The organism is Kutzneria chonburiensis (assembly GCF_028622115.1).
GTDB classification, from domain to species: domain Bacteria; phylum Actinomycetota; class Actinomycetes; order Mycobacteriales; family Pseudonocardiaceae; genus Kutzneria; species Kutzneria chonburiensis.
The window spans coordinates 15,216-32,779 of record NZ_CP097263.1; the positions used below are offsets into that span (position 1 = coordinate 15,216).

The 17,564-nt window shown below is 67.8% G+C and carries 24 protein-coding genes; 13 read left to right on the plus strand and 11 right to left on the minus strand.

The features are described 5' to 3' along the window. Positions 1-3: 3 nt before the first annotated feature. A complete protein-coding gene (locus M3Q35_RS00060) occupies positions 4-3,153 on the plus strand; it encodes a non-ribosomal peptide synthetase (protein WP_273939439.1) in 3,150 nt (1,049 codons plus the stop codon). A 50-nt stretch (positions 3,154-3,203) separates the two neighbouring features. Here the strand turns inward: M3Q35_RS00060 and M3Q35_RS00065 are convergent, their stop codons facing one another. The 5 genes from M3Q35_RS00065 to M3Q35_RS00085 all read right to left on the minus strand — a co-directional run bounded on the left by M3Q35_RS00065 (position 3,204) and on the right by M3Q35_RS00085 (position 7,710). After that, a complete protein-coding gene (locus M3Q35_RS00065; RefSeq protein ID WP_273939440.1) occupies positions 3,204-4,097 on the minus strand; it encodes an AfsR/SARP family transcriptional regulator in 894 nt (297 codons plus the stop codon). A gap of 172 nt (positions 4,098-4,269) precedes the next feature. After that, positions 4,270-4,677: an NUDIX domain-containing protein gene (locus M3Q35_RS00070; protein ID WP_273939441.1), complete on the minus strand. Its 408-nt coding sequence runs from the start codon at positions 4,675-4,677 to the stop codon at positions 4,270-4,272. A gap of 453 nt (positions 4,678-5,130) precedes the next feature. Next, positions 5,131-5,487 (minus strand): hypothetical protein, encoded by a 357-nt coding sequence (locus tag M3Q35_RS00075; RefSeq protein ID WP_273939442.1) that lies wholly within the window; start codon positions 5,485-5,487, stop codon positions 5,131-5,133. A 126-nt stretch (positions 5,488-5,613) separates the two neighbouring features. After that, positions 5,614-7,074: a Fic family protein gene (locus M3Q35_RS00080; RefSeq protein ID WP_273939443.1), complete on the minus strand. Its 1,461-nt coding sequence runs from the start codon at positions 7,072-7,074 to the stop codon at positions 5,614-5,616. 198 nt (positions 7,075-7,272) lie between these two features. Continuing rightward, positions 7,273-7,710, minus strand: coding sequence for a hypothetical protein (locus M3Q35_RS00085; RefSeq protein WP_273939444.1), 438 nt, complete (start codon positions 7,708-7,710; stop codon positions 7,273-7,275). Positions 7,711-7,833: 123 nt separating this feature from the next. Between M3Q35_RS00085 and M3Q35_RS00090 the strand changes: the two genes are divergently transcribed. Together M3Q35_RS00090 and M3Q35_RS00095 are read left to right on the plus strand one after the other, a co-directional pair. Next, positions 7,834-8,166 carry a hypothetical protein gene (locus M3Q35_RS00090; RefSeq protein WP_273939445.1) on the plus strand — a complete coding sequence of 111 codons (333 nt, stop codon included), beginning with the start codon at positions 7,834-7,836 and terminating at the stop codon, positions 8,164-8,166. After that, positions 8,156-8,629: a hypothetical protein gene (locus M3Q35_RS00095; RefSeq protein ID WP_273939446.1), complete on the plus strand. Its 474-nt coding sequence runs from the start codon at positions 8,156-8,158 to the stop codon at positions 8,627-8,629. Before M3Q35_RS00090 ends, M3Q35_RS00095 begins: the two co-directional genes overlap by 11 nt. A 37-nt stretch (positions 8,630-8,666) precedes the next feature. Here the strand turns inward: M3Q35_RS00095 and M3Q35_RS00100 are convergent, their stop codons facing one another. Then, a complete protein-coding gene (locus M3Q35_RS00100; protein WP_273939447.1) occupies positions 8,667-8,864 on the minus strand; it encodes a hypothetical protein in 198 nt (65 codons plus the stop codon). Between the two features lie 55 nt (positions 8,865-8,919). Beyond that, positions 8,920-9,246, minus strand: coding sequence for a hypothetical protein (locus M3Q35_RS00105; RefSeq protein ID WP_273939448.1), 327 nt, complete (start codon positions 9,244-9,246; stop codon positions 8,920-8,922). Positions 9,247-9,400: 154 nt separating this feature from the next. Here M3Q35_RS00105 and M3Q35_RS00110 point away from each other — a divergent pair, with 154 nt between their 5' ends. Further along, positions 9,401-9,595 (plus strand): hypothetical protein, encoded by a 195-nt coding sequence (locus M3Q35_RS00110; RefSeq protein WP_273939450.1) that lies wholly within the window; start codon positions 9,401-9,403, stop codon positions 9,593-9,595. A gap of 112 nt (positions 9,596-9,707) precedes the next feature. On the opposite strand, the gene M3Q35_RS00115 is transcribed toward M3Q35_RS00110, so the two are convergent. Next, on the minus strand, positions 9,708-10,376 hold the full coding sequence (locus M3Q35_RS00115) for a 2'-5' RNA ligase family protein (RefSeq protein WP_273939451.1): 669 nt from the start codon (positions 10,374-10,376) through the stop codon (positions 9,708-9,710). A gap of 156 nt (positions 10,377-10,532) precedes the next feature. On the opposite strand from M3Q35_RS00115, the gene M3Q35_RS00120 reads away from it, so the two are divergent. Beyond that, on the plus strand, positions 10,533-11,387 hold the full coding sequence (locus tag M3Q35_RS00120) for a hypothetical protein (RefSeq protein WP_273939452.1): 855 nt from the start codon (positions 10,533-10,535) through the stop codon (positions 11,385-11,387). A gap of 38 nt (positions 11,388-11,425) precedes the next feature. Here M3Q35_RS00120 and M3Q35_RS00125 read toward each other — a convergent pair whose 3' ends face one another. From M3Q35_RS00125 to M3Q35_RS00135, 3 genes are read right to left on the minus strand one after another with little or no spacing between them, the layout of a single operon-like run. Then, positions 11,426-12,334 carry an endonuclease/exonuclease/phosphatase family protein gene (locus M3Q35_RS00125; RefSeq protein ID WP_273939453.1) on the minus strand — a complete coding sequence of 303 codons (909 nt, stop codon included), beginning with the start codon at positions 12,332-12,334 and terminating at the stop codon, positions 11,426-11,428. Positions 12,335-12,336: 2 nt separating this feature from the next. Further along, entirely contained in the window at positions 12,337-13,221 is an 885-nt protein-coding gene (locus tag M3Q35_RS00130) for a GNAT family N-acetyltransferase (RefSeq protein ID WP_273939454.1), read from the minus strand. Beyond that, positions 13,218-14,051 carry a GntR family transcriptional regulator gene (locus M3Q35_RS00135; RefSeq protein WP_273939455.1) on the minus strand — a complete coding sequence of 278 codons (834 nt, stop codon included), beginning with the start codon at positions 14,049-14,051 and terminating at the stop codon, positions 13,218-13,220. Before M3Q35_RS00135 ends, M3Q35_RS00130 begins: the two co-directional genes overlap by 4 nt. Before the next feature lie 385 nt (positions 14,052-14,436). On the opposite strand from M3Q35_RS00135, the gene M3Q35_RS00140 reads away from it, so the two are divergent. From M3Q35_RS00140 to M3Q35_RS00175, 8 genes are read left to right on the plus strand one after another with little or no spacing between them, the layout of a single operon-like run. Continuing rightward, the gene (locus M3Q35_RS00140) at positions 14,437-14,739 is read left to right on the plus strand and encodes a hypothetical protein (protein ID WP_273939456.1); all 303 of its coding nucleotides are present in this window, start codon (positions 14,437-14,439) and stop codon (positions 14,737-14,739) included. Positions 14,740-14,778: 39 nt separating this feature from the next. Continuing rightward, the gene (locus M3Q35_RS00145; RefSeq protein WP_273939457.1) at positions 14,779-15,102 is read left to right on the plus strand and encodes a hypothetical protein; all 324 of its coding nucleotides are present in this window, start codon (positions 14,779-14,781) and stop codon (positions 15,100-15,102) included. Further along, positions 15,102-15,422, plus strand: a complete 321-nt coding sequence (locus M3Q35_RS00150) for a hypothetical protein (RefSeq protein WP_273939458.1) — start codon at positions 15,102-15,104, stop codon at positions 15,420-15,422. Before M3Q35_RS00145 ends, M3Q35_RS00150 begins: the two co-directional genes overlap by 1 nt. Next, positions 15,422-15,658, plus strand: coding sequence for a hypothetical protein (locus M3Q35_RS00155; RefSeq protein WP_273939459.1), 237 nt, complete (start codon positions 15,422-15,424; stop codon positions 15,656-15,658). The genes M3Q35_RS00150 and M3Q35_RS00155 overlap by 1 nt, the downstream gene beginning before the upstream one ends. Continuing rightward, positions 15,655-16,038, plus strand: coding sequence for a hypothetical protein (locus M3Q35_RS00160; protein ID WP_273939460.1), 384 nt, complete (start codon positions 15,655-15,657; stop codon positions 16,036-16,038). Before M3Q35_RS00155 ends, M3Q35_RS00160 begins: the two co-directional genes overlap by 4 nt. Next, the gene (locus tag M3Q35_RS00165; protein ID WP_273939461.1) at positions 16,038-16,295 is read left to right on the plus strand and encodes an AMED_5909 family protein; all 258 of its coding nucleotides are present in this window, start codon (positions 16,038-16,040) and stop codon (positions 16,293-16,295) included. The genes M3Q35_RS00160 and M3Q35_RS00165 overlap by 1 nt, the downstream gene beginning before the upstream one ends. After that, positions 16,292-16,645, plus strand: coding sequence for a hypothetical protein (locus M3Q35_RS00170; RefSeq protein WP_273939462.1), 354 nt, complete (start codon positions 16,292-16,294; stop codon positions 16,643-16,645). Before M3Q35_RS00165 ends, M3Q35_RS00170 begins: the two co-directional genes overlap by 4 nt. Next, entirely contained in the window at positions 16,599-17,396 is a 798-nt protein-coding gene (locus tag M3Q35_RS00175) for a hypothetical protein (RefSeq protein WP_273939463.1), read from the plus strand. The genes M3Q35_RS00170 and M3Q35_RS00175 overlap by 47 nt, the downstream gene beginning before the upstream one ends. Positions 17,397-17,564 lie beyond the last annotated feature (168 nt).

Consider the following 17,564-nt stretch of genomic DNA (forward strand, 5'->3'; position numbering starts at 1 on the left):
GCCGTGAAGTTGAGCAGACTGACCGCGGCGCAACGGGCCGACCTGCTGGCCAAGGCCCGGTCGAACGTTCCCGGCGCCGCGCCGGCGCTGACCGGGCACGACCGGCCCGACGGCCGGTCGGCGGCGTCGATTGCCCAGCAGCAGCAATGGTTCCTCGACCGGCTCGGGCCGGGCGAGGCCGCCTACCTGGTGCCGTTCGCCTTCGAGCTGCACGGCGCCCTCGACATCGACGCCCTGCGGTCGGCGCTGATCACGGTGGCCGAGCGGCACGAGGTGCTGCGCTGCCGCTTCGAGCTGTCCGGCGGCGAACTGGTCCAGGTTGTCGTGCCGGACCTGATTTCGCCGCTGCCGATCGAGGACGTCGCGGACGCGGCCGGGCGGGCGTACGAGCTCGCGCGGGAACGCTTCGACCTGACCGCCGGACCGCTGATCCGCACGCGGTTGCTGCGTCTGAGCGCTGACGAGCACGTGCTGGTGTGGATCGCCCATCATGCTGTGGCCGACGGCTTCTCCATCGGTGTGCTGGTCGACGAGCTGATCGCGTCCTACCGCCAACAGCCGCTTCCCGAGTTGGCCGTGCAGTACGCGGATTTCGCGGTATGGCAGCACGAGCGGCTCACCGACCAACGGCTGGCGGACCTGGTCGACCATTGGCGCACGCATCTCGGTGACGCGCCACCGGCCGTGCTGCCGAGCCGTCGACCACGGCCGGCGACGCAGCGATTTGTCGGTCGTGACTTGACCTTCCGCTATCCGTCCACTGTGGCCGATGACGTCGCCACGCTGAGCCGGCGGCACGGGGCCACGGTGTTCATGACCGTGCTGGCCGCGCTGCATGTCGTGCTGTCCAGGCACACCGGAGAGCCCGACGCGGTGCTCGGCGCCTCGCTGGCCGGCCGGTTCCGGCCCGAGACCGAGGGGCTGATCGGCCCGTTCTCCACGACCGTGCCGCTGCGCCTCGACGGCTCCGACGACCCGACCTTCGCCGAGCTCCTCCGGCGGGCCAAGGACGCCACCCTGGACGGCCTGACGCACCAGGAGATCCCGTTCGGGCACCTGGTACGCGGTCTCGGCGTGCCGCGCGACCCCGGCCGCAACCCGATCTACCAGGTGCTGTTCAGCATGGGCAGCCCGCAGGTCGCGGCGCCGGCCGTGCCCGTGACGCCCGAGCTGACGATCCGGCCGGCCGGCATCCCCAACGGCACCGCCCGGTTGGACCTCCAGCTGACCATGGAGCACGCCGACGGCGTGCTGGCCGGCCGGCTCGACTACAACACCGACCTGTACGACGACGTGGACGCGCAGAACCTCATCGACCAACTGGGCGTCTTGCTGGCCGCAGTCGCCGCCGACCCCGACCGTCCACTGAGGACGTACAGCCTGCTCGGCCCGGCCGACCAGGCCCGGCTGCTGGAACAGTGGCACGACGCCGCGCCGGCGCCGGTGACGGAGTTCCTGGCTCGGTTCGAGCAGGTCGATCCCGCCCGGATCGCTTGGTGCTACGGGGACGAACAGCTCACCTACGGCGAACTCGACGCCTGCGCGAACCGGATCGCCCAGGAGATCTGCGCGGCCGGCGGGGGACCGGGCCAGGTGGTCGCCGTCGGCCTGTCGCGGAGCCTGGCGCTGCTGCCGGTGCTGCTCGGCGTGATCAGGTCCGGGTCGACGTACCTGCCGCTGGATCCGACCTTTCCCCAGGAGCGCTTGGACTTCATGCTCCGGGACAGCGATGCCGCGGTGCTGGTCGACGACGACGGGGCAACGTCGCTCGATCGGCCCAATGCGGACTCCACGGCCGCGTATGTGATGTACACGTCCGGGTCGACCGGAACCCCGAAGGGAGTGGCCGTCGGACGCCGCGCGCTCGACAACTTTCTCGGTGCCATGGCCGGGTTGGGACTCGTCCGATCGGACGACACGGTCATCGCCCTGACCAACACGACGTTCGACATCTCGCTGGACGAACTCCTGCTGCCGCTGACCGTCGGGGCTCGGATCGTGCTCGCCGACCGCCCCACCGCCCGCGACGGCGCCGCCCTGCGCGGCCTGATCGACCGTCACGGCGTCACCGTGCTGCACGGCACCCCGGCGACCTGTCGGCTGCTGCTCGACGCCGGGTGGCGGGGCGACGGCGTGCGGCGGGTGCTCTGCGGCGGTGAGGCCATGTCCGCGCGGCTGGCCGCCGAGCTGGCCGAGTGGGTGCCCGAGATCTGGAACCTGTTCGGGCCGACCGAGGCCACCGTCTGGTCGCTCGTGCACCGGGTGACCGGCGGCGACGGCCCGCCGCCGATCGGAACGCCGCTGGTCAACACCACCGCGCTGGCCCTGGACGACGACCTGCGTCCGGTGCCGCCCGGCGTGCGGGCCGAGCTGTACCTCGGCGGGATCGGGCTGGCCGACGGGTACCTGAACCGGCCGGAGCGGACCTCCGAGCGGTTCGTGCTCGACCGGACCGGCCGGCGGCTCTACCGCACCGGCGATGTCGTGACGTACCGGCCGGACGGCGCGTTCGAGTTCCACGGCCGCACCGACCACCAGGTCAAGCTGCGCGGCTTCCGTATCGAGCTCGGTGAGGTCGAATCCGCGCTGGTCCGGCTGCCGGAGGTGGTGGAGGCCGTCGCCATGGTCCGGGAGTTCGGCCCCGACGACTCGCGGCTGGTCGCCTTCGTCCGGGTCTCGGGGACCGTCGGCGAGGACGAGCTGCGGGAGGCCCTGTCGCTGCCCGTGCACATGATCCCCGCCCGTGTCGTCGCGCTGGCGGAGTTTCCGCTGACCAGCAGCGGCAAGGTCGACCGCAAGGCGCTGGCCGCGCGGGACCTCGGCGAGGCGGTCGCCGGCGTCCGGCACGACCCGCCGTCCACGCCGACCGAGCAGTGGCTGGCCGACTCCTGGGGCCAGTTCCTCGGCCGCGACCGGATCGGCGTCAGCGACAACTTCTTCGCCCTCGGCGGCCATTCGCTGTTGGCGGTGAAGCTGTTGACCCTGGTCGCCGACACCTACGGCGTGGAGGTGTCGCTGGACCGGTTCTTCGCCGAGCCCACCATCGCCGCCCTCGCGCCGTGCCTGACCGGCTCCGACGACGACGAGCTGCTGGCCCGGATCGACCAGCTCAGCGACGAGGAGGTCGCCCGGCTGCTGCGGACCGGGACCTGACGGCGGCGAGCCCGTCCACGCCGGGCGTGGACGGGCTCTCAGGTCGGTTGTCAGCCCACGTGGCGCTGGGCCGGATCCGTCGCCGCGTGCACCCGGCCGCGGCCCGCCATCGGCGTGACCACCGGCACTCCCGCCATCCGCTGCGCGCGCGGCAGGCTGTGCCGCAGCTCCCCGCGCAGGGCCCGGTGGTAGATCCGGCCGGTCTCGATGTTCGGGGCCACGTCCAGTTCGTCGCGCAGTCGTCGCACGCAGATGTCGTGCCAGCGCCGGACCGTGCCCAGTTCGCCCAGGCTGCCGTGCACGCTCATCAGCAGCTGGTAGGTCGCCTCGTGGTAGGGGTCGAGGGAGATGATGATGCGGCACCAGTGCAGGACCTCGTCCAGCGCGCCCCGGCGTAATGCGCAGGTGCAGAGCCGGTCGAGGGCCCGCAGGGCCAGCGCTTTGCACCACTCCCGTTGCTCGATGATCCAGTCCGCCGAGTCGCCGGCCAGGAAGTCGCCCTGGTAGATCTCCATCGCCGCCGCGTACTCGGCCAGCGCCGCCCGCACGTCGCCGTCGCCGTCGGCCATGCGCCCGGCGGTCACCCGGGACTCGAACTCGTCCACGTCCACCCACACCCGGTCCGCGTGCAGCACGTAGCCGAAGTCCTGGCGCATGATGCGCAGGCCGCGCGAGTCCGTGCCGTCCGGGTCGACCTGGAGGATCTGGCGCAGCGCGTGCATCGCCACCTTGAGCGAACTCGAGTTCGGCGTCCAGGGGGTCTCCGGCCAGAGCACCTCGTAGAGCTTGTCCCGCAGGACCACCCGGTCCCGGTGCACCAGCAGGTACTGGAACAGGCTGCGCGCCTTGCCCGCACGCCAGCGCCGGACCGGTGTGCCGTCGATGGTGAGTTCGAAGTTTCCCAGCAGTCTGACCGAGATGGTCGGTGTCACGTTCGTGGCCATTCCTGCCCCTCCCTCTGCTCTCCTCCCGCGCCCTCCCCAGCGCGCGGTGAGGCGGCAGTCGTCAGGCTCGCAGAACCGGAGAAGCCGTCACCAGTGAGCGCGCCACCGATCCGATGTGGAGAATGCACATGCCGCACACGCGCTTCGCACACGAGCAGAAACGGCCGGGAGGCTACCGGCGGCCGGTGACGGCCAGGTCGAAAAGCAGGTGGGCGTTGCTCGCCAGTTCCTTCGTTGCGATCTCGTCGGAGGTAAGGAACCGCATTGCCTGGCCCTCGCCCAGGACGACATCTTCCTGGCGGGCGTCGGTACGGCCGGTGAACACATGGAAGCGGACCCCGGCCCCGTCGGCGACGACCTGTTCCACCACCCGGTCGAGCTCGAGGACAGCGGTCAGCCCGGTCTCCTCGAGCAGTTCGCGGTGGGCCGCCGTCACCGCGTCCTCCCCGGGCTCCAGCCGTCCGCCCGGAGGGGTCCACCGGCCCGGTTCCGGGTTCGCGTCGTGACTGCGATGCTGCATCAGCACCCGCCCGGCCCGATCAGTGAGAACAACGATCGCGACCTCGTCGATGATCTCCATGCGACGGACCCTAGACGGCACCCATGACACGTAGCGTCTGGCAGAGCGTCGCTGATGACCATCCGGAACGGAGCACCATCGAGCCGCGGACCCGGACACATGGATCATCGGCAACCACATCTCGGGGTCCGGGGCGGAGCCCCGGCGTGGGGGTCTGGGGGCTCGGCCCCCAGAAGCAAAAGCGAGAGGTCTGCCGGCGCTTTCCGCCGGCAGACCTCTCGCACTCTCGCGCGTGGGCGATACTGGGATCGAACCAGTGACCTCTTCGGTGTGAACGAGACCGGTCGCGTCTCACCAGTCCTGCCCCGTCCGGATCGTGCAGGTGACAGGCCCAGTTGTGCTGCCGTCTGTCCCGAGAGCAACTAGTTGAAGCCAGCTTTGTCAGGCCGGTTCAGCTACCGCCTCAGGCACCGCCTTGCCGTGATGAGCCTGACACCTCACCGCGAGATTGGTCTACTTCGGGCTGTCCAAGGCAGGTCGTCGGACCCGCCGGCTCGGCACCACCTCGACCTTCGCCCCTTCGAGCAGCGCGGACAGTGCTACGAGGAAGTGGTCAAGATCGTGCCTGCTGACCCACGTTGCGATGTAGTCCTCGCCAACGCTGGCCGTAAACGCCGAGTTGTGCGCAGCGGCCTGCATGCTCAACCTCTTCACGAAGCCGAGGCATAGGACCTCGACAGCGGGTACCAGCATCTTGTCGATGCGCTCAGCGCGCGTCGGGATGTCCAGTTCAACGAAGGCTTTCACCTGGTCCCGGGTGATCCCCAGCGCACCCGGAAGGTTGTGCTCGCTTGCGAGATCCTTCGACACTGTAGTTGTGGCCACGAGCCAAGCTTGCCTGCGTGACGCGCAGGTTGCCAGGACTGGCCGCCGCCCAGCGCCCGAACTGTCCTGGCATGCGCCTGGAATATGGCCGGTCAAGCTGGATCGCGTCACCTATCCTTCGAGCTCGCCCGCTTGCTTCAAAACAGTACGCAACTCTTCATTTACTGAAGCGGTCAGCTTGGCGATAGTCGCTTCGACCACTGTCTCAATGCATGCCGTCGCGTTGGAACTCAAATCTGGATAGAAGTCTTCGAATCGGAGCTTAACCTCGATTATTGTTGTCTCGGAATTAAAGGTGAAAGAAGTGCTAGCCGCAAGGGTGAACGGGAAGTTGGATCCTATGTCGTTCGCCACGCCAATGACAATCCAGATCCTTGATCGTATCTGTGTGTCGCCGATTAGCTCTACCCCTAGCGCGTGCCAATCGGCTATCTGGTGGGATTGCCAATTATATGTGGGCTTGCTGCCTGCCCCGCCTTTATAGGGTGGGTCTAGGGGGATGAGAAACCCGGCGCTTGATGAGATAAGTTGACTGAGCGCGCCGTCGAATTTGCTTATCACCTGAGGGGCGATGGCTCTGGCGACCGATCCGGCGTTGGGGACAAGAACCCTTCGGTGCTCCATGAAGGTTTCTGATAGTGACGCAAGCTCGTCGGATGTGTTCGGATTCGACCGCACTTGAATTTCAGTTGCGATCCGAACAAAGGAAGCTGTAATCTTCTGTTCGATGTATTTTAGAAAGTCGTGAGGGCGGCCCATGTTGGCACCCTCCAGTGCCTGCAAGTATGTCCTCTTGCGGTCCGAGTAGATTGCTAGTGGAACGCCGTACGCGCGATACAGAAACACTGACGCTAGAGCTCTTGCAACCCTTCCGTTTCCGTCTTCAAAAGGGTGTATAGAGACGAGTGTGTAGTGGGCGTAGGCAGCTTGCGTAACCGGCGGCGCGCTCTCAAATATGTCGCCGCGCAACTGTTGAATTAGTCGGTCCATCTCCGGTTTAACCTCATCGGGTGGAGCGTAGGCGTGGGCCTTGCCGCTGCGCGAGTAAACCAGGTTTTCCGTCTTTTTGTATTCACCATGCGTGAGTGGTCTCTGCTCGGTTCGTCGACCATCCAGGATGCGAACATCAACAGAATACGTCTTCTGTGCCGCGCATGATGTTACGTGAAGCTCGCGGATAAACTGCTCTGTAATGGGCTGGCTGCTCATGGCATGTTCGCGTGCGTATATGTAGCCTCTCAGTTGGGATTCGAAGATTGACAAGCCCGTGTCTGACTGTTCTGTTAGGATGTGTTCCCAGTTCTCGTCCTCGTTTCCAATCGATCGACTTTCGCCTGGGGTCAGTTCAAAGAACCCTTCCACTGCGACTGATTCTGCGGCTACTTCACGCTCAATCCTTTCGATTACATCTCTGACGACCTCTATGCTCGCTTGACCCTTTATTCTCTCAAATCGTGTTAGCTCACCTTGGAATTCGTTCCAGTCGTATTCTGTGGCATACCAGGAATTGAATTCGTTAAACGGTGCGTAGGGCATAATAGTGGACTCTCTGTTGTCATCTTCTTGGCTCATTGAAGCCTTCCCTGCTGAAGTGTCGCGCACTCTGCAAGCGGCTCAGGGGGAGTTCTATCGACCACAAGGAAACTGTCAGCAGCGACACGTGATCACCGGTCATGAGATCTGAAGATGCCACAGTCTGGGGCATGTGACGGTCGTGTCTGGTCGCCGAGGCTGCGGTACTTCGCTGCTGTGCGACCGATCGCGCGTAGGTCAAGCCGCAGGGCCCAAGATGCTGCGCAGTTGCTCGGCGATGGCCGCCGTCGGTACCCAGCCGTTGCGCTCGACCTGATCGCCAGGCACTGTCACGGTGGCAACCAGTTCCCCCACCGCTTGACCCTCCGCCGGAGCGAACAGCCTGATCTCCGGTGACGCTGGCGCCAACGGAACGACCACCGCCTGCCCGGCGTGGGTGCCTGTCAGCGCCCCGTATTCCCACCGTGGGACATCGGGCAGACGTCGAACCGGCGGTGTCTGGGCAACCTCGATCCCGGCCTCGGTCAGCCGCGCCACCACGGCCTTGACCAACTCCAGCGAGGCCACCACCAGTGTCCCGACCTGCTCATTGGTTGCCGCCTTCTTGTGGCGGTCGAACCAGTCCCGTGCGCCCTTCTCCAGCTCCTCCGTCGTCACCGCCGTGGTCGCCGCCATGTCGAGCCCTCCCCGATCGCTATACCTGCCGCCATCCTGGCCGATCACGGCCGGTGGAAACGCGGGCGACAGCGGGTGAACCCCCGATCGTGTCCACTGCCGAAACGCCGCTGAGCAGCCACGATGAACAGCGTGGAGGTGGTGTGGGAGCGGTTCCTGGTCGCGGTCGACACCGTGGCCCTAGTCAACGTCGACGACGCCGAGCTGGAGCGCTGGCCGGCCGGCGACCTCTACGAGCGCTTGCTGCTGGCCGGCGTGCCCATCACCTACGACCCCACCGGCGAGACCGGCCTGTTCGGCGACCGCAGCGACTACTTCGTGCTGCTGGTGGCCATGACCGCCGAGCTGGTCACCGCCTACCGGCCCGGCGCCGGCCTGGGCCAGGTCGACCTGCTCGAACCCGAGGTCGCCGAGATCGTGCTCGACTGGTACCGAAGGAACGTCGATGTGCCCTGATGAGCTGATCAGCGAGGCCGACAAGCAGCTGCTGGCCGAGCTCGATCGCCGCGCCGCACCGACCCGAGACCAGGCGGCGGCAGCGCTGTGGGTGTATGGGTCGGTGGAGGACCTGGTCATCCAGGCCGGCCGCTGGTACCTGCCCACGGTCGCGCCGCTGCCGGCAGGTGGGTTCTCCGGCGTCGCCCGGCAGGCCCGCGAACGCGGACTCCAGTACGTGGAGGGGTTCCTGCTGGACGTCAACTACGTGCTCCGCGAGGCGGCGTGGGCGGCCAACGGCGACCTGATCGTGGTCGGCACGGCCGGCGGGCTGGCGTTCCGGGGAGTGCCGTTGCGCGCCGGGTTCGCCGACATAGTACGGAAACGGTCCGGGTCCGCGTCGGTGCTGCATGGGCAGCGCCTGGACCGGTGGCGGCTGCTGGAGTTCGGCTTTCCCCGCAACGCCCTTGTCGACACGACCTGAACCGCGTCGGGACCGGTCGTGGTGTGTGCGGTGCTGCTCAGCGGGCGGCCAGTGCCCGCAGACCCCGGGCTGTGCGGCCGAGGCGCTCTGCGAGGTCGTGCGCTCCGTCCTGGGCTGCCAGCTTCCGTAGCTGCTCGTAGACGGCGGCCAGCGGACCGGCGCCGGCCGCGGCGTCGAGCAGGCAGGCGTCGTGCCGCTCGTGCCAGCGGTGGGCAAGATCGGCCGGGATGTCCATCGTTCGATGGTTACTCCCGCAACACCGCAGGTCAAGTAGCATGCGCCGCATAGGCTCACCGGCTGCGGTGGGTCTGCTTGGTGCCGGGTGCGAGCACGGTCTCCGGCAGCCACTGGTCAATGGCCTCAAGCCCCCCGGGGCGTCCGTCCAGGTAGGGGATGCGGTAGTTGCACCGTCCGATCCAGAGACCACCGTCCGCCTGTATCCACTGGCGTACAAGGCCCATCACTGGCTGGCTCACGTCGACCCCGTCCGTCACGCGCCGATCAGTGCCGGCGGGGCGCGGGAACAGCGCCGTCAGGTTGACCCAGGCCGGCCGCCACGGTTCGGAGGTTGTGTCGGCTGGCTCACTCCGGTCAACCCAGTCACTACTACCGATCATATGTTCTACTATGCGCCTTGACCTGCTGCGAGGGGAAGTCGCAGCGGGTCGCAGCGGGGTCGCCCGCACCCAAGGCATCCGCCTGGGCGACCCCGCTCTACCCCCTGCCCAGCCGGCCCAGCGAATGCCGCCGAGGCCCCCGTAGGGTAGGCCGGTGGATGACGAGGTCATGCGGTTGTGGCGAGCGCATGTGCAGGACCGTTTCAACCAGGGCGACTACGCCGAGCACCTCGCACCCGGCGAGTACGCGGCGATCATTCGCAACGGCGAGATGCGGGCGACCGAGCTGATCACGGCCCTGATGCGGGTTGCCGCCGATCGGGGAGTCCGTGCCGCAACTGTTGGCTGATCCTGTGGTCCGCCATCAACTGCGCGCTGTCGGCGCCACCGCCACCGGCGGCGCGTTCGACGACGACGCCCTGGATCGGGAGATCGGCGCGCTGGGTTGGCTGACGTAGAGGTCAGCGAAGCTGGATTCGGCGGGTGGTGTCGTGCCACAGGAACCGCCGACCAGCCGTGTCGGGACACTGGCCGTCGACCGGGGCATGGGTTTCCTCCCTGACCAGAGCGACCTCGCGTCCGTACACGGTCACGGGCTCGAGGAATCCGCCGATGGGGCCTGGCGTGCGCAGCAGCCGTGGTTGCAGCCCGTGGGTGTCGACGTCGTGACGGCAGTATGCCAGCGCCGTGTGGGGCCGCCATGCTCGACCGGCGCCGGCCGGTGGTCCGCCGGTGGTGCGCGTGATGGTTGCGGACACGCGCTCGTGCAGGCTGGCCAGTGCGGCGGTGGGTCGGATGTAGAGCTCGATGGCGACGTCGTTGACCAACGGCGGGCCGAGGTCGAGTTCGACCGGCGGGAGGTCGGCCAGGTTGGTGGTCAGTTCCGCGTACAGCTGTTCGACATCGATCGTGTCCGCCGGGGCCGCGACGGCGGCGAGGGTGAGGTGCCGCAGGCGGCGGTCGAGCACCTCCACGGGCGGCGTCAGCGACGCGTTGGCCGGGATGCTGGCCAACCAGGTCTGCACGGTGTCGGCGTAGGCGTCGCCGAGGTCCAGGGCGAGGTCGGGGAGCAGCAGATGCACGACCCACAGCGGCCCGCGATAGTCGTCGCCGGGCGCGAAACGGTGCACGAGCGGTGTCCTTTCCGCCGCGGCACCAGCCCGATGAGCAGCACCACGTCCGATGCGGTAACAACCCGGCTGTGCCATCACGGAGCAGCCGACCATTTGCAACGATAGCCAGATGCCGCACCCTGTCCGACGCCCCGATCGTCACGGCGGTCGATCGTGACGCCGGCCCAACAGGCCGCGCTGGACCGGCTGGTCGCGCTCATGTATGCCGACCTTGCGGACCTCGGCACGCTGCTGGCGGCACCGCGGCACGTGCGGGAGGGGAGCGCTGCGGACTGGGAGTTCCTGCGGGCACAGCGGGCCGTTCAGGCCGACCAGCTGCCCGGAGCTCGACCGCTGGTCGACGGTGACCTGGTCACCGGGGCGACCCGCGATCAGCTGCTGGCGTGGTTGCCCAGACTCAGCGGCCTGGGGATCACCGAGCAACGGCAGGCTACGTGGGACGACTTCGGTGAGCGCTCGACCCTGGCCGATGCCGAGCGTGTGCTGGCCGACGAGGGGCTCACCACGGTGGTAGAGCGGTTCGAGCACGACAACGGCGACGTGTCCGTGGTGCGGCTGCACCCGGCCGAGGGCATTCTTGCCGAGGTCAGCACGCGCCGGCTGGACCGGTGGCGGGTCACCACGGTTAGCGCGCGCCTGTACTGCAACCACGTCATGCACGACCACCTCGCGCACAGCGTCGCGGAGCATCGGGAGATCACGGATGCTCACGGCCCAACCGGTGTGTGGACGACGCGGATCGACGCGCATGGCGGCGTCCGGGTTCCGCTGGCGGTGCTCCGCGCGTTCGGTGAGTTCGTCCGGCCATGGCGCGCGCCAGCGGTGTCAGGATGGTTCGGCGGCGAGACGGCGGTCTCCCGACAGCAGGAACTCGGCACACGCGCCAGCGATCAGGATCCCATCCAGGTCGTGGGGATGCTTGAACAGCTGGCCGAAGGCCGGGTGGCCGGGTGGCCACGCGAGATCCACGACCTGCTCGGCCCGATCTACGCCAACCGGCACCGATAGCCGGCGTCATCGGCGGTCGACGAGGGGCTGGACGAACGTCAGCGGCGCAGGTCGTCGGTCTCGACCGTCATGACCACGGGCAGGTGGTCACTGGCCAACCGAGCCAGATCGGTGCGCACGACCTCGACATCCCGCAGCGCCGCCACAAAGTCATTGGTGCATTTCCACGCGTCGATCCGGCGGGGCCCGGATGGATCGGTGGCCCAATGCCCAACCGTCGGCTCCCACGCCGCCTTGAGTGCCGCGGCAGCGTCGACCAAGCCGCCGGCGGCGAGCACCTCGCCGGGTTCGCGGTCGGCCCAGTGTCGACGCTGCCCGGTCTCCGAGGACTCCCACCGACACTGGTAGACCATGTCGTCGTGCCAGGTGAGACCGGCGTAGGGATCCGGGTCGTAGTACCCGAGCCGGCCCTGGTCATCCGGTACGCGGTCCGCCGACACGCAGTTCCAGTCCGCGGCGACTGCGCCCGGGGCCCGGTCGTGCGGGCGGGTCAGCGACGCGACCACGCGCTCCATCTGGTCGGCCCGCATGTGCCGGCCGAACGGCGTCGCGTGATGACTGGCCACCCGGAACCGCGCACCGTCGACCACGACGGTCAGCCTCGCCAACGCGTGCCAAAAGTCCGTCCTGCCGGATGCCCAGAACGAGCCGGGCACGACCTCGACCCGGTCGGCCCGCCACAGCAGCCCGACATGGAACCGCTGGTTGCCCACGGCAACAGCCGGGGCATGTGGGGCATGCAGGCACGCTCGGCCGATCATCTCGCCGAACTGCTCAAGCCGGGCTCCGGCCGTCGAACCATCGATCGCGATGATCTCCTGTACGGCGACAATGTCGGCGTCGACGTCGCGCAGGACTTGCGCCACACGCTCGTAGCGAGCGAGCTCGCCGGGCTCAGAGGACTCGAACAGGTTGAGCGCGTTGTAAGAGACGGCCTTGAGCAGCATAGTCAGTTCTTGCCGGTTAGGGAGCGGTAATACATGCCGTTCGCTTGCCTAATGTGCGATGCTTTGACTTCCAGGCCGCGCGACGCCTGCTCTAGAGCCACATTCCACGAATCGTAAATTCGGACCGATTCGTCGGCAACTTTTCCAGAACGCACCTCCGCTGCCGCTTCGGCCGCAATTGGTGTTGCTTGCTTTTCCAGCGCGCTTGCTGCCGTTTCTAGAGCTTCATTGCAAAGGTAGTCAGCCGTGATCTCCGACCTTCGCATCTCGTCGACAAAGCTTGCCGCGCGCAACCATGCAGCTGCCAAACCTTCGACGTCTTCGTAAGTGTTCACATGCTCCCCAGATCCGACTGCTCGCTGCATCAAAGCACCGGAGCCGCGCGTGCGGCCCGGGGCTGTCAAGTCCGGCGCAGTCACTTCGGCAATTTTCGCGAATCCGTGTCGTTTGTAGTACTCCTGCAATGACTGATTGAATCGGTGAACGTCTAGCCGTAGCCACTTCTTACCCCAGGTCGCCACTTGACTACTGGCCCAGTCTAGCAGCTGGCCACCAATATCATTGCCGGCCGCGCTCCGTCGCACTGCCATGCGAAAGACATAGCCGCCCGTCTCGGGACCATCCGGCCATCCGTGCGCAAACTGCGGGTCGGCAGCCTTCGAGAGGGTGACTGTGGCGACCGCTTGGCCCGCCTCATTGCGCGCAAGGAAAGTCATGCCGTGTTCAATGTATGACCGAATCCTGTCCGTTCGCCATGTCGCATCGGCTGTAAATGACGCTGGCCACTGGTCGATACCCCGCGTTTGAAGCCATCCGGCTGCATCGTCAAGGATTTCAAGCACGGCGGACAGTTCGTCTGGTTGTGCGACCTTGATTGATAGTTTCATGAACGTTCCTCACGCTTCTCGTCTACAGCGGGATAACTGGGGGCGAGTTCGTAGCGTACATACTGTCGGTCGCCCGCGAAGACACTCACGAGGACGCGAATGCGTTTACCGTGATCGTCAATACCGATTCGCGCATGTTCACCCACGGGCGTCCCCTTGGGTAGTAGCAGTAGCTCGGCCTCTTCGTCCGACGGCATTCGCGATCGTAGTTCGTCGATAAACTTGACCTGCCGAATTCCGAGGGACCGAATAATGCCGCCAGGCATGGTGATGTCGCGCTCTTCAAGTAGCGGTGCGACGCCGTTCAGCTGTCGGGTCGCTACATCTTCAGGAAACCACGAGTCGGCGACCATGGCTGGCGTCCACTCGATCGCGCCAGGGCGGCGGACCGACCGAATACGTCGCCGGCGATAGAGGCGTACGCCGGGCTCGGTTTCGAGCCACCGGGCTACCTGATGAGGTGCGGCCCGCTGAGTGACGGTGACATGCTGGCGCGCCTCCCAGCCTTGATGTTCAACATCGTTCGCCCACTGGTCGACACCACGCACTACGTCTTCTTGATACTCGCCAACCTCGAACTTGGTTGCGTTGAAGCTGATCTCCAGCGCGCTGCGGACGGTCCTGCCGAGGCTGCCAGCACCAGCCGACACGAGGCCAGCCTGCTCCAGGCGGGTGAACGCGTTCCGAATTGTGGACCTCGCCACCTGGTATCGCTCGACCAGCTCCCGCTCGGACGGCAACTGGTCACCGGCGGCGTATTTCCCCTGCTCGATGGCCTCGCGCAAGTCGTCGTAGACGACCTGCCAACGCGCCCTGCTGTCCACCTTCACGCCTCCCGGTGCGGCCGGTTTGGTCAGCTTGGATCGTACCAAGCTCTTGCGTGGGCGTACGGTTGGTGCCTATGGTACGTACCAAGCGAACCAAGAGCGCAGAGGTAGCCCTCCCAGCTAGGTCCAGCTTTCGTTCTTTGAGAACTGAAGAAAAGCGCCCGCGTGCCACCTTCGGGTGGCATCACGTCGCCCCAAGCGACCGCATCTCGACTCAGTACGGCGGTTGCAAAACGTGAGTAGGCCGGGGAGTGAAGACCCACCTCCCTCGGGGCCTACACCCCTTCTCGTCCCACCTCCTACCTGCGTAAACACCCATCGGTGCGGGTGGTCGGCCACCGCACCCCACTCGGTCGTCACGCCGTTCGCCGCCGTCTGGAGGCCTTCCATGCCGAAATCCTTCGCCCCGCCCACCGACCGCTTCGACCTTGACCAGCTGACCGCGATCGTGGCCGCCGGCCGCGACGGACACAGCACGTTGAACGGAACTGGTTTGACCAGCACGGTCGCTGACGGCGAGGCCAGGCAGCACCGCGACCACCGTGCCGCCGCCCGGCCCGCCCCCGAAACCACCAGCACCATCGCCGCGCCCACGGGGCAAGTCGTCAGGCCGCCGCGCCGGCTGCGCCCTCGCCGCACCCCTCAGCCCGTCCGCCCCGGCGTTCTGCCGGTGGCCACCACCAGCAACTGACCAGCCCTCACCCACCCATCGATTCTGGGGAGCACCACCATGACCAGCCCGTACCTGCACGTCACCGACGCCGCCGTCTACCCCGACCACGCCGCGGACGTCGACCTGGACCAGGCCAACCTGCTGCTGACGCCGCTGGACCCGGAGTTCGCCCACTTGATCAGCCGTCCTCGGCTGTCCGCTCAGCTGGCCGTTGTCCGCCAGCCCGGCCCGGAGCCCACCACCGCGCTGCTGGACGGCAGCGCCCGCGCCGCCCGGGACGCCCGTGTCGCCCGCCGCGCCGAGCAGGCCGCGAACAACGTCCGTGCGCTGCGGCCCGCGTGTGCGGTCCCGGTCACCGAGGTCGAGGCGGACGCCGCGTGATGACCACGACGACCAGCCTGCACGCCCTGTACCTGCGCATGGAGACCACCGCCGCCGGCTACCTGACCGCGCACAAGGCCCTGCGCACGCTCGACCAGCACAAGGCCGGGCTGTCCCTGCTGGTCGCCGCCCAGCCCCGCCGGATCGACTACCGGGCGGCCTGGCGTAAGGCCGTCGCTGACCACGCCGAGGCCGTCGACCGAGCAAACCTCGCCTACCAGCAGTGGCAGGACGCCGGCCACGCCTACGACACGTTGTGGACCGCCACCCGCGGCCGCGCCACTGGCACCGTTGCCCCGATCTTTGCGCAGGCCGCCTGATGGCCGCCACGACCACACCCGCCCTGCCGCTGCTGGCCGAGATCCAGCAGTTGGCCACCACCCGGCCCGGCCCGCTCGACCCGCCCGTGGTCGTCGCCGCCTGGTACGAGGCCAAGGCCGCCCTGCTCGACCGACTCGCCGACTCCACCGACCCGGAGGCCGCCGGCTACGCCGAGCAGGCCATTCGCGCCCACCAACACGCCATCGACCTACGTCAGGGAAAGGGATCCCGATGAGCAACGACATGATCGCCATGCTGCGCACGCTGACCAAGCACGTCGACCGCAACGGCCTGGCCGACAGCATCGTGTCGGTGCGGATCTCGTTCGGCGAGTTCGACCTCTCCGTCAAGGACTACGAGGTCGGTATGGCCGTGATCCTGGGCCGCTGGGCCGACCTGCTCGGCGAGGTCACGATCACCGCCAAGCCCAGCAGCGGCGGCTACGACTACGTGCACGTGAAGCTGGCCGGCCGCATCGACGACTACCCGGCCAACGTCACGTGGGTGGCCAGCGGTGAGCAGGCCGCGGGCCTGCGCCGCCTGCTCGGCCTGGCCGAGCAGCCCGCCTACCCGCTGGACCTGGCCGCCCTCGCCGACCTGCCGGCCGCGGCCTAATGGCGGCCGGGCCGGACCCGGTCCGCGACGCCGTGCTGGCGCTGCTGGCCGACATGCCGCCCGCGTTCGCGCCCGCCGAGCAGACCTTGGCGTGGTTGCGCCGCAAGGCATCCGTGCTCGCCGAGCTCGCCGAGGTCGACGTGCCGTACGCGGCCGAGGCCGCCGAGCTGGCCGAGTTCGCCCGCCAGCGTGCCGAGCAGTTCGCGGCCCGGCACGGCATCGCCGACCCTACCGACACCGAAGGGAGCGACCCGTGAAGGTCCGCTCGTTCTTGACGCTGCCGTTCGTCGTGCTGTTCGAGCTGCTGCGGATGCTGTTCTTCCCGGCGCTGGTCGTCGCCGGGGCCTGGCTGTTCACCCCGGCCACCGTCTTCCTGGTCATCCTCGCCGTGGCCGGCGTCTACACCCTGATCGTGTTGGCGGTGTGGCAACTGCGGTTGCGCGCCACGCTGCGCAGGATCGGCCGCGCCCCGATCGTGATCACCGCACTGGGCGGCGATGACGACCGCGGCGCCCGCCGCCGGGGAGGCGATGACCATGGCCGCGACCAATGGTGCGCTGGTGGCCGAGATCCGCCAACACCTCGACACCGCCCGCCAGTCTGGTGAGGAACCGCCGGGGCGGCCAACGTTGGCCAAGAAGACCGGGGCTACTGAGTGGCAGGTGCGGCGGGCGCTGGAGGTGCTGGAGGCCGAGCAGGCCGCCACCGCCGCCACCCCGACCGCCGACGGCACCGGCATCACCGAGACCGTCCCCGCCGAGTCGGCCGACGCGGCAGCAACCCCTGCCGCGGACCCCGCGGTCTCAGACGCCGACGGCGGCGGGCTGGCGGGTACCGGCGGGGTTGGCACGAAGGTGGCGCCATCGCCCGAATCGAGCATTGACAACGGATCCGAACACAGCTCGGCCGGTGGCCGGCTGGTTGCCTGGGCGGGGTTCTTGTTCGGTGCGATGGTGTCGATCGCGGCGAACGTGTTGGCCGCTCGGATCCCTCCGGAGCACGCCCCGGCCGGCTGGGAGCCCAGTATGGTCGCCGAGGTTTTCGCCGCGGTGTGGCCCCTTGCGCTGCTGCTTTCTGTAGAAGCCTTGTCCAGGGTGCGCTGGCCGGCGGGTCCGATGTGGAACATGGCCCGCTACGGCGGCGCCGGCACCGTCGCGCTGGGCTCGGCCGTCATCTCCTATGGCCACATCAACGAAGTCTTGACATTTTGGGGCTACACGGTCATCGGTGCGGGTGTCGGGCCGCTGGTGATTGATGGCCTGATGACCATCTGCGGTTTCGCCATGCTGGCGGGCTCGATCGCCAGCCGCCGCCAGCGTGCCGCCGGCCAGGCCGCGGCCGACGCCCCGACGGCGTGACCACTGCCCGGCATCGGGCGCATCGCAACTCCTCACTAAGTGGTTCCTGTGGGGCTGGCGGCTGCCCGCGCCAGCCCACCGCCACACGCGCACCCATCGCCGCCACAAGCCCGGGGCGGGTGGTCGTCGACTGGACTCCGACCACCCGCCCCGCCACCACCGGAGGGG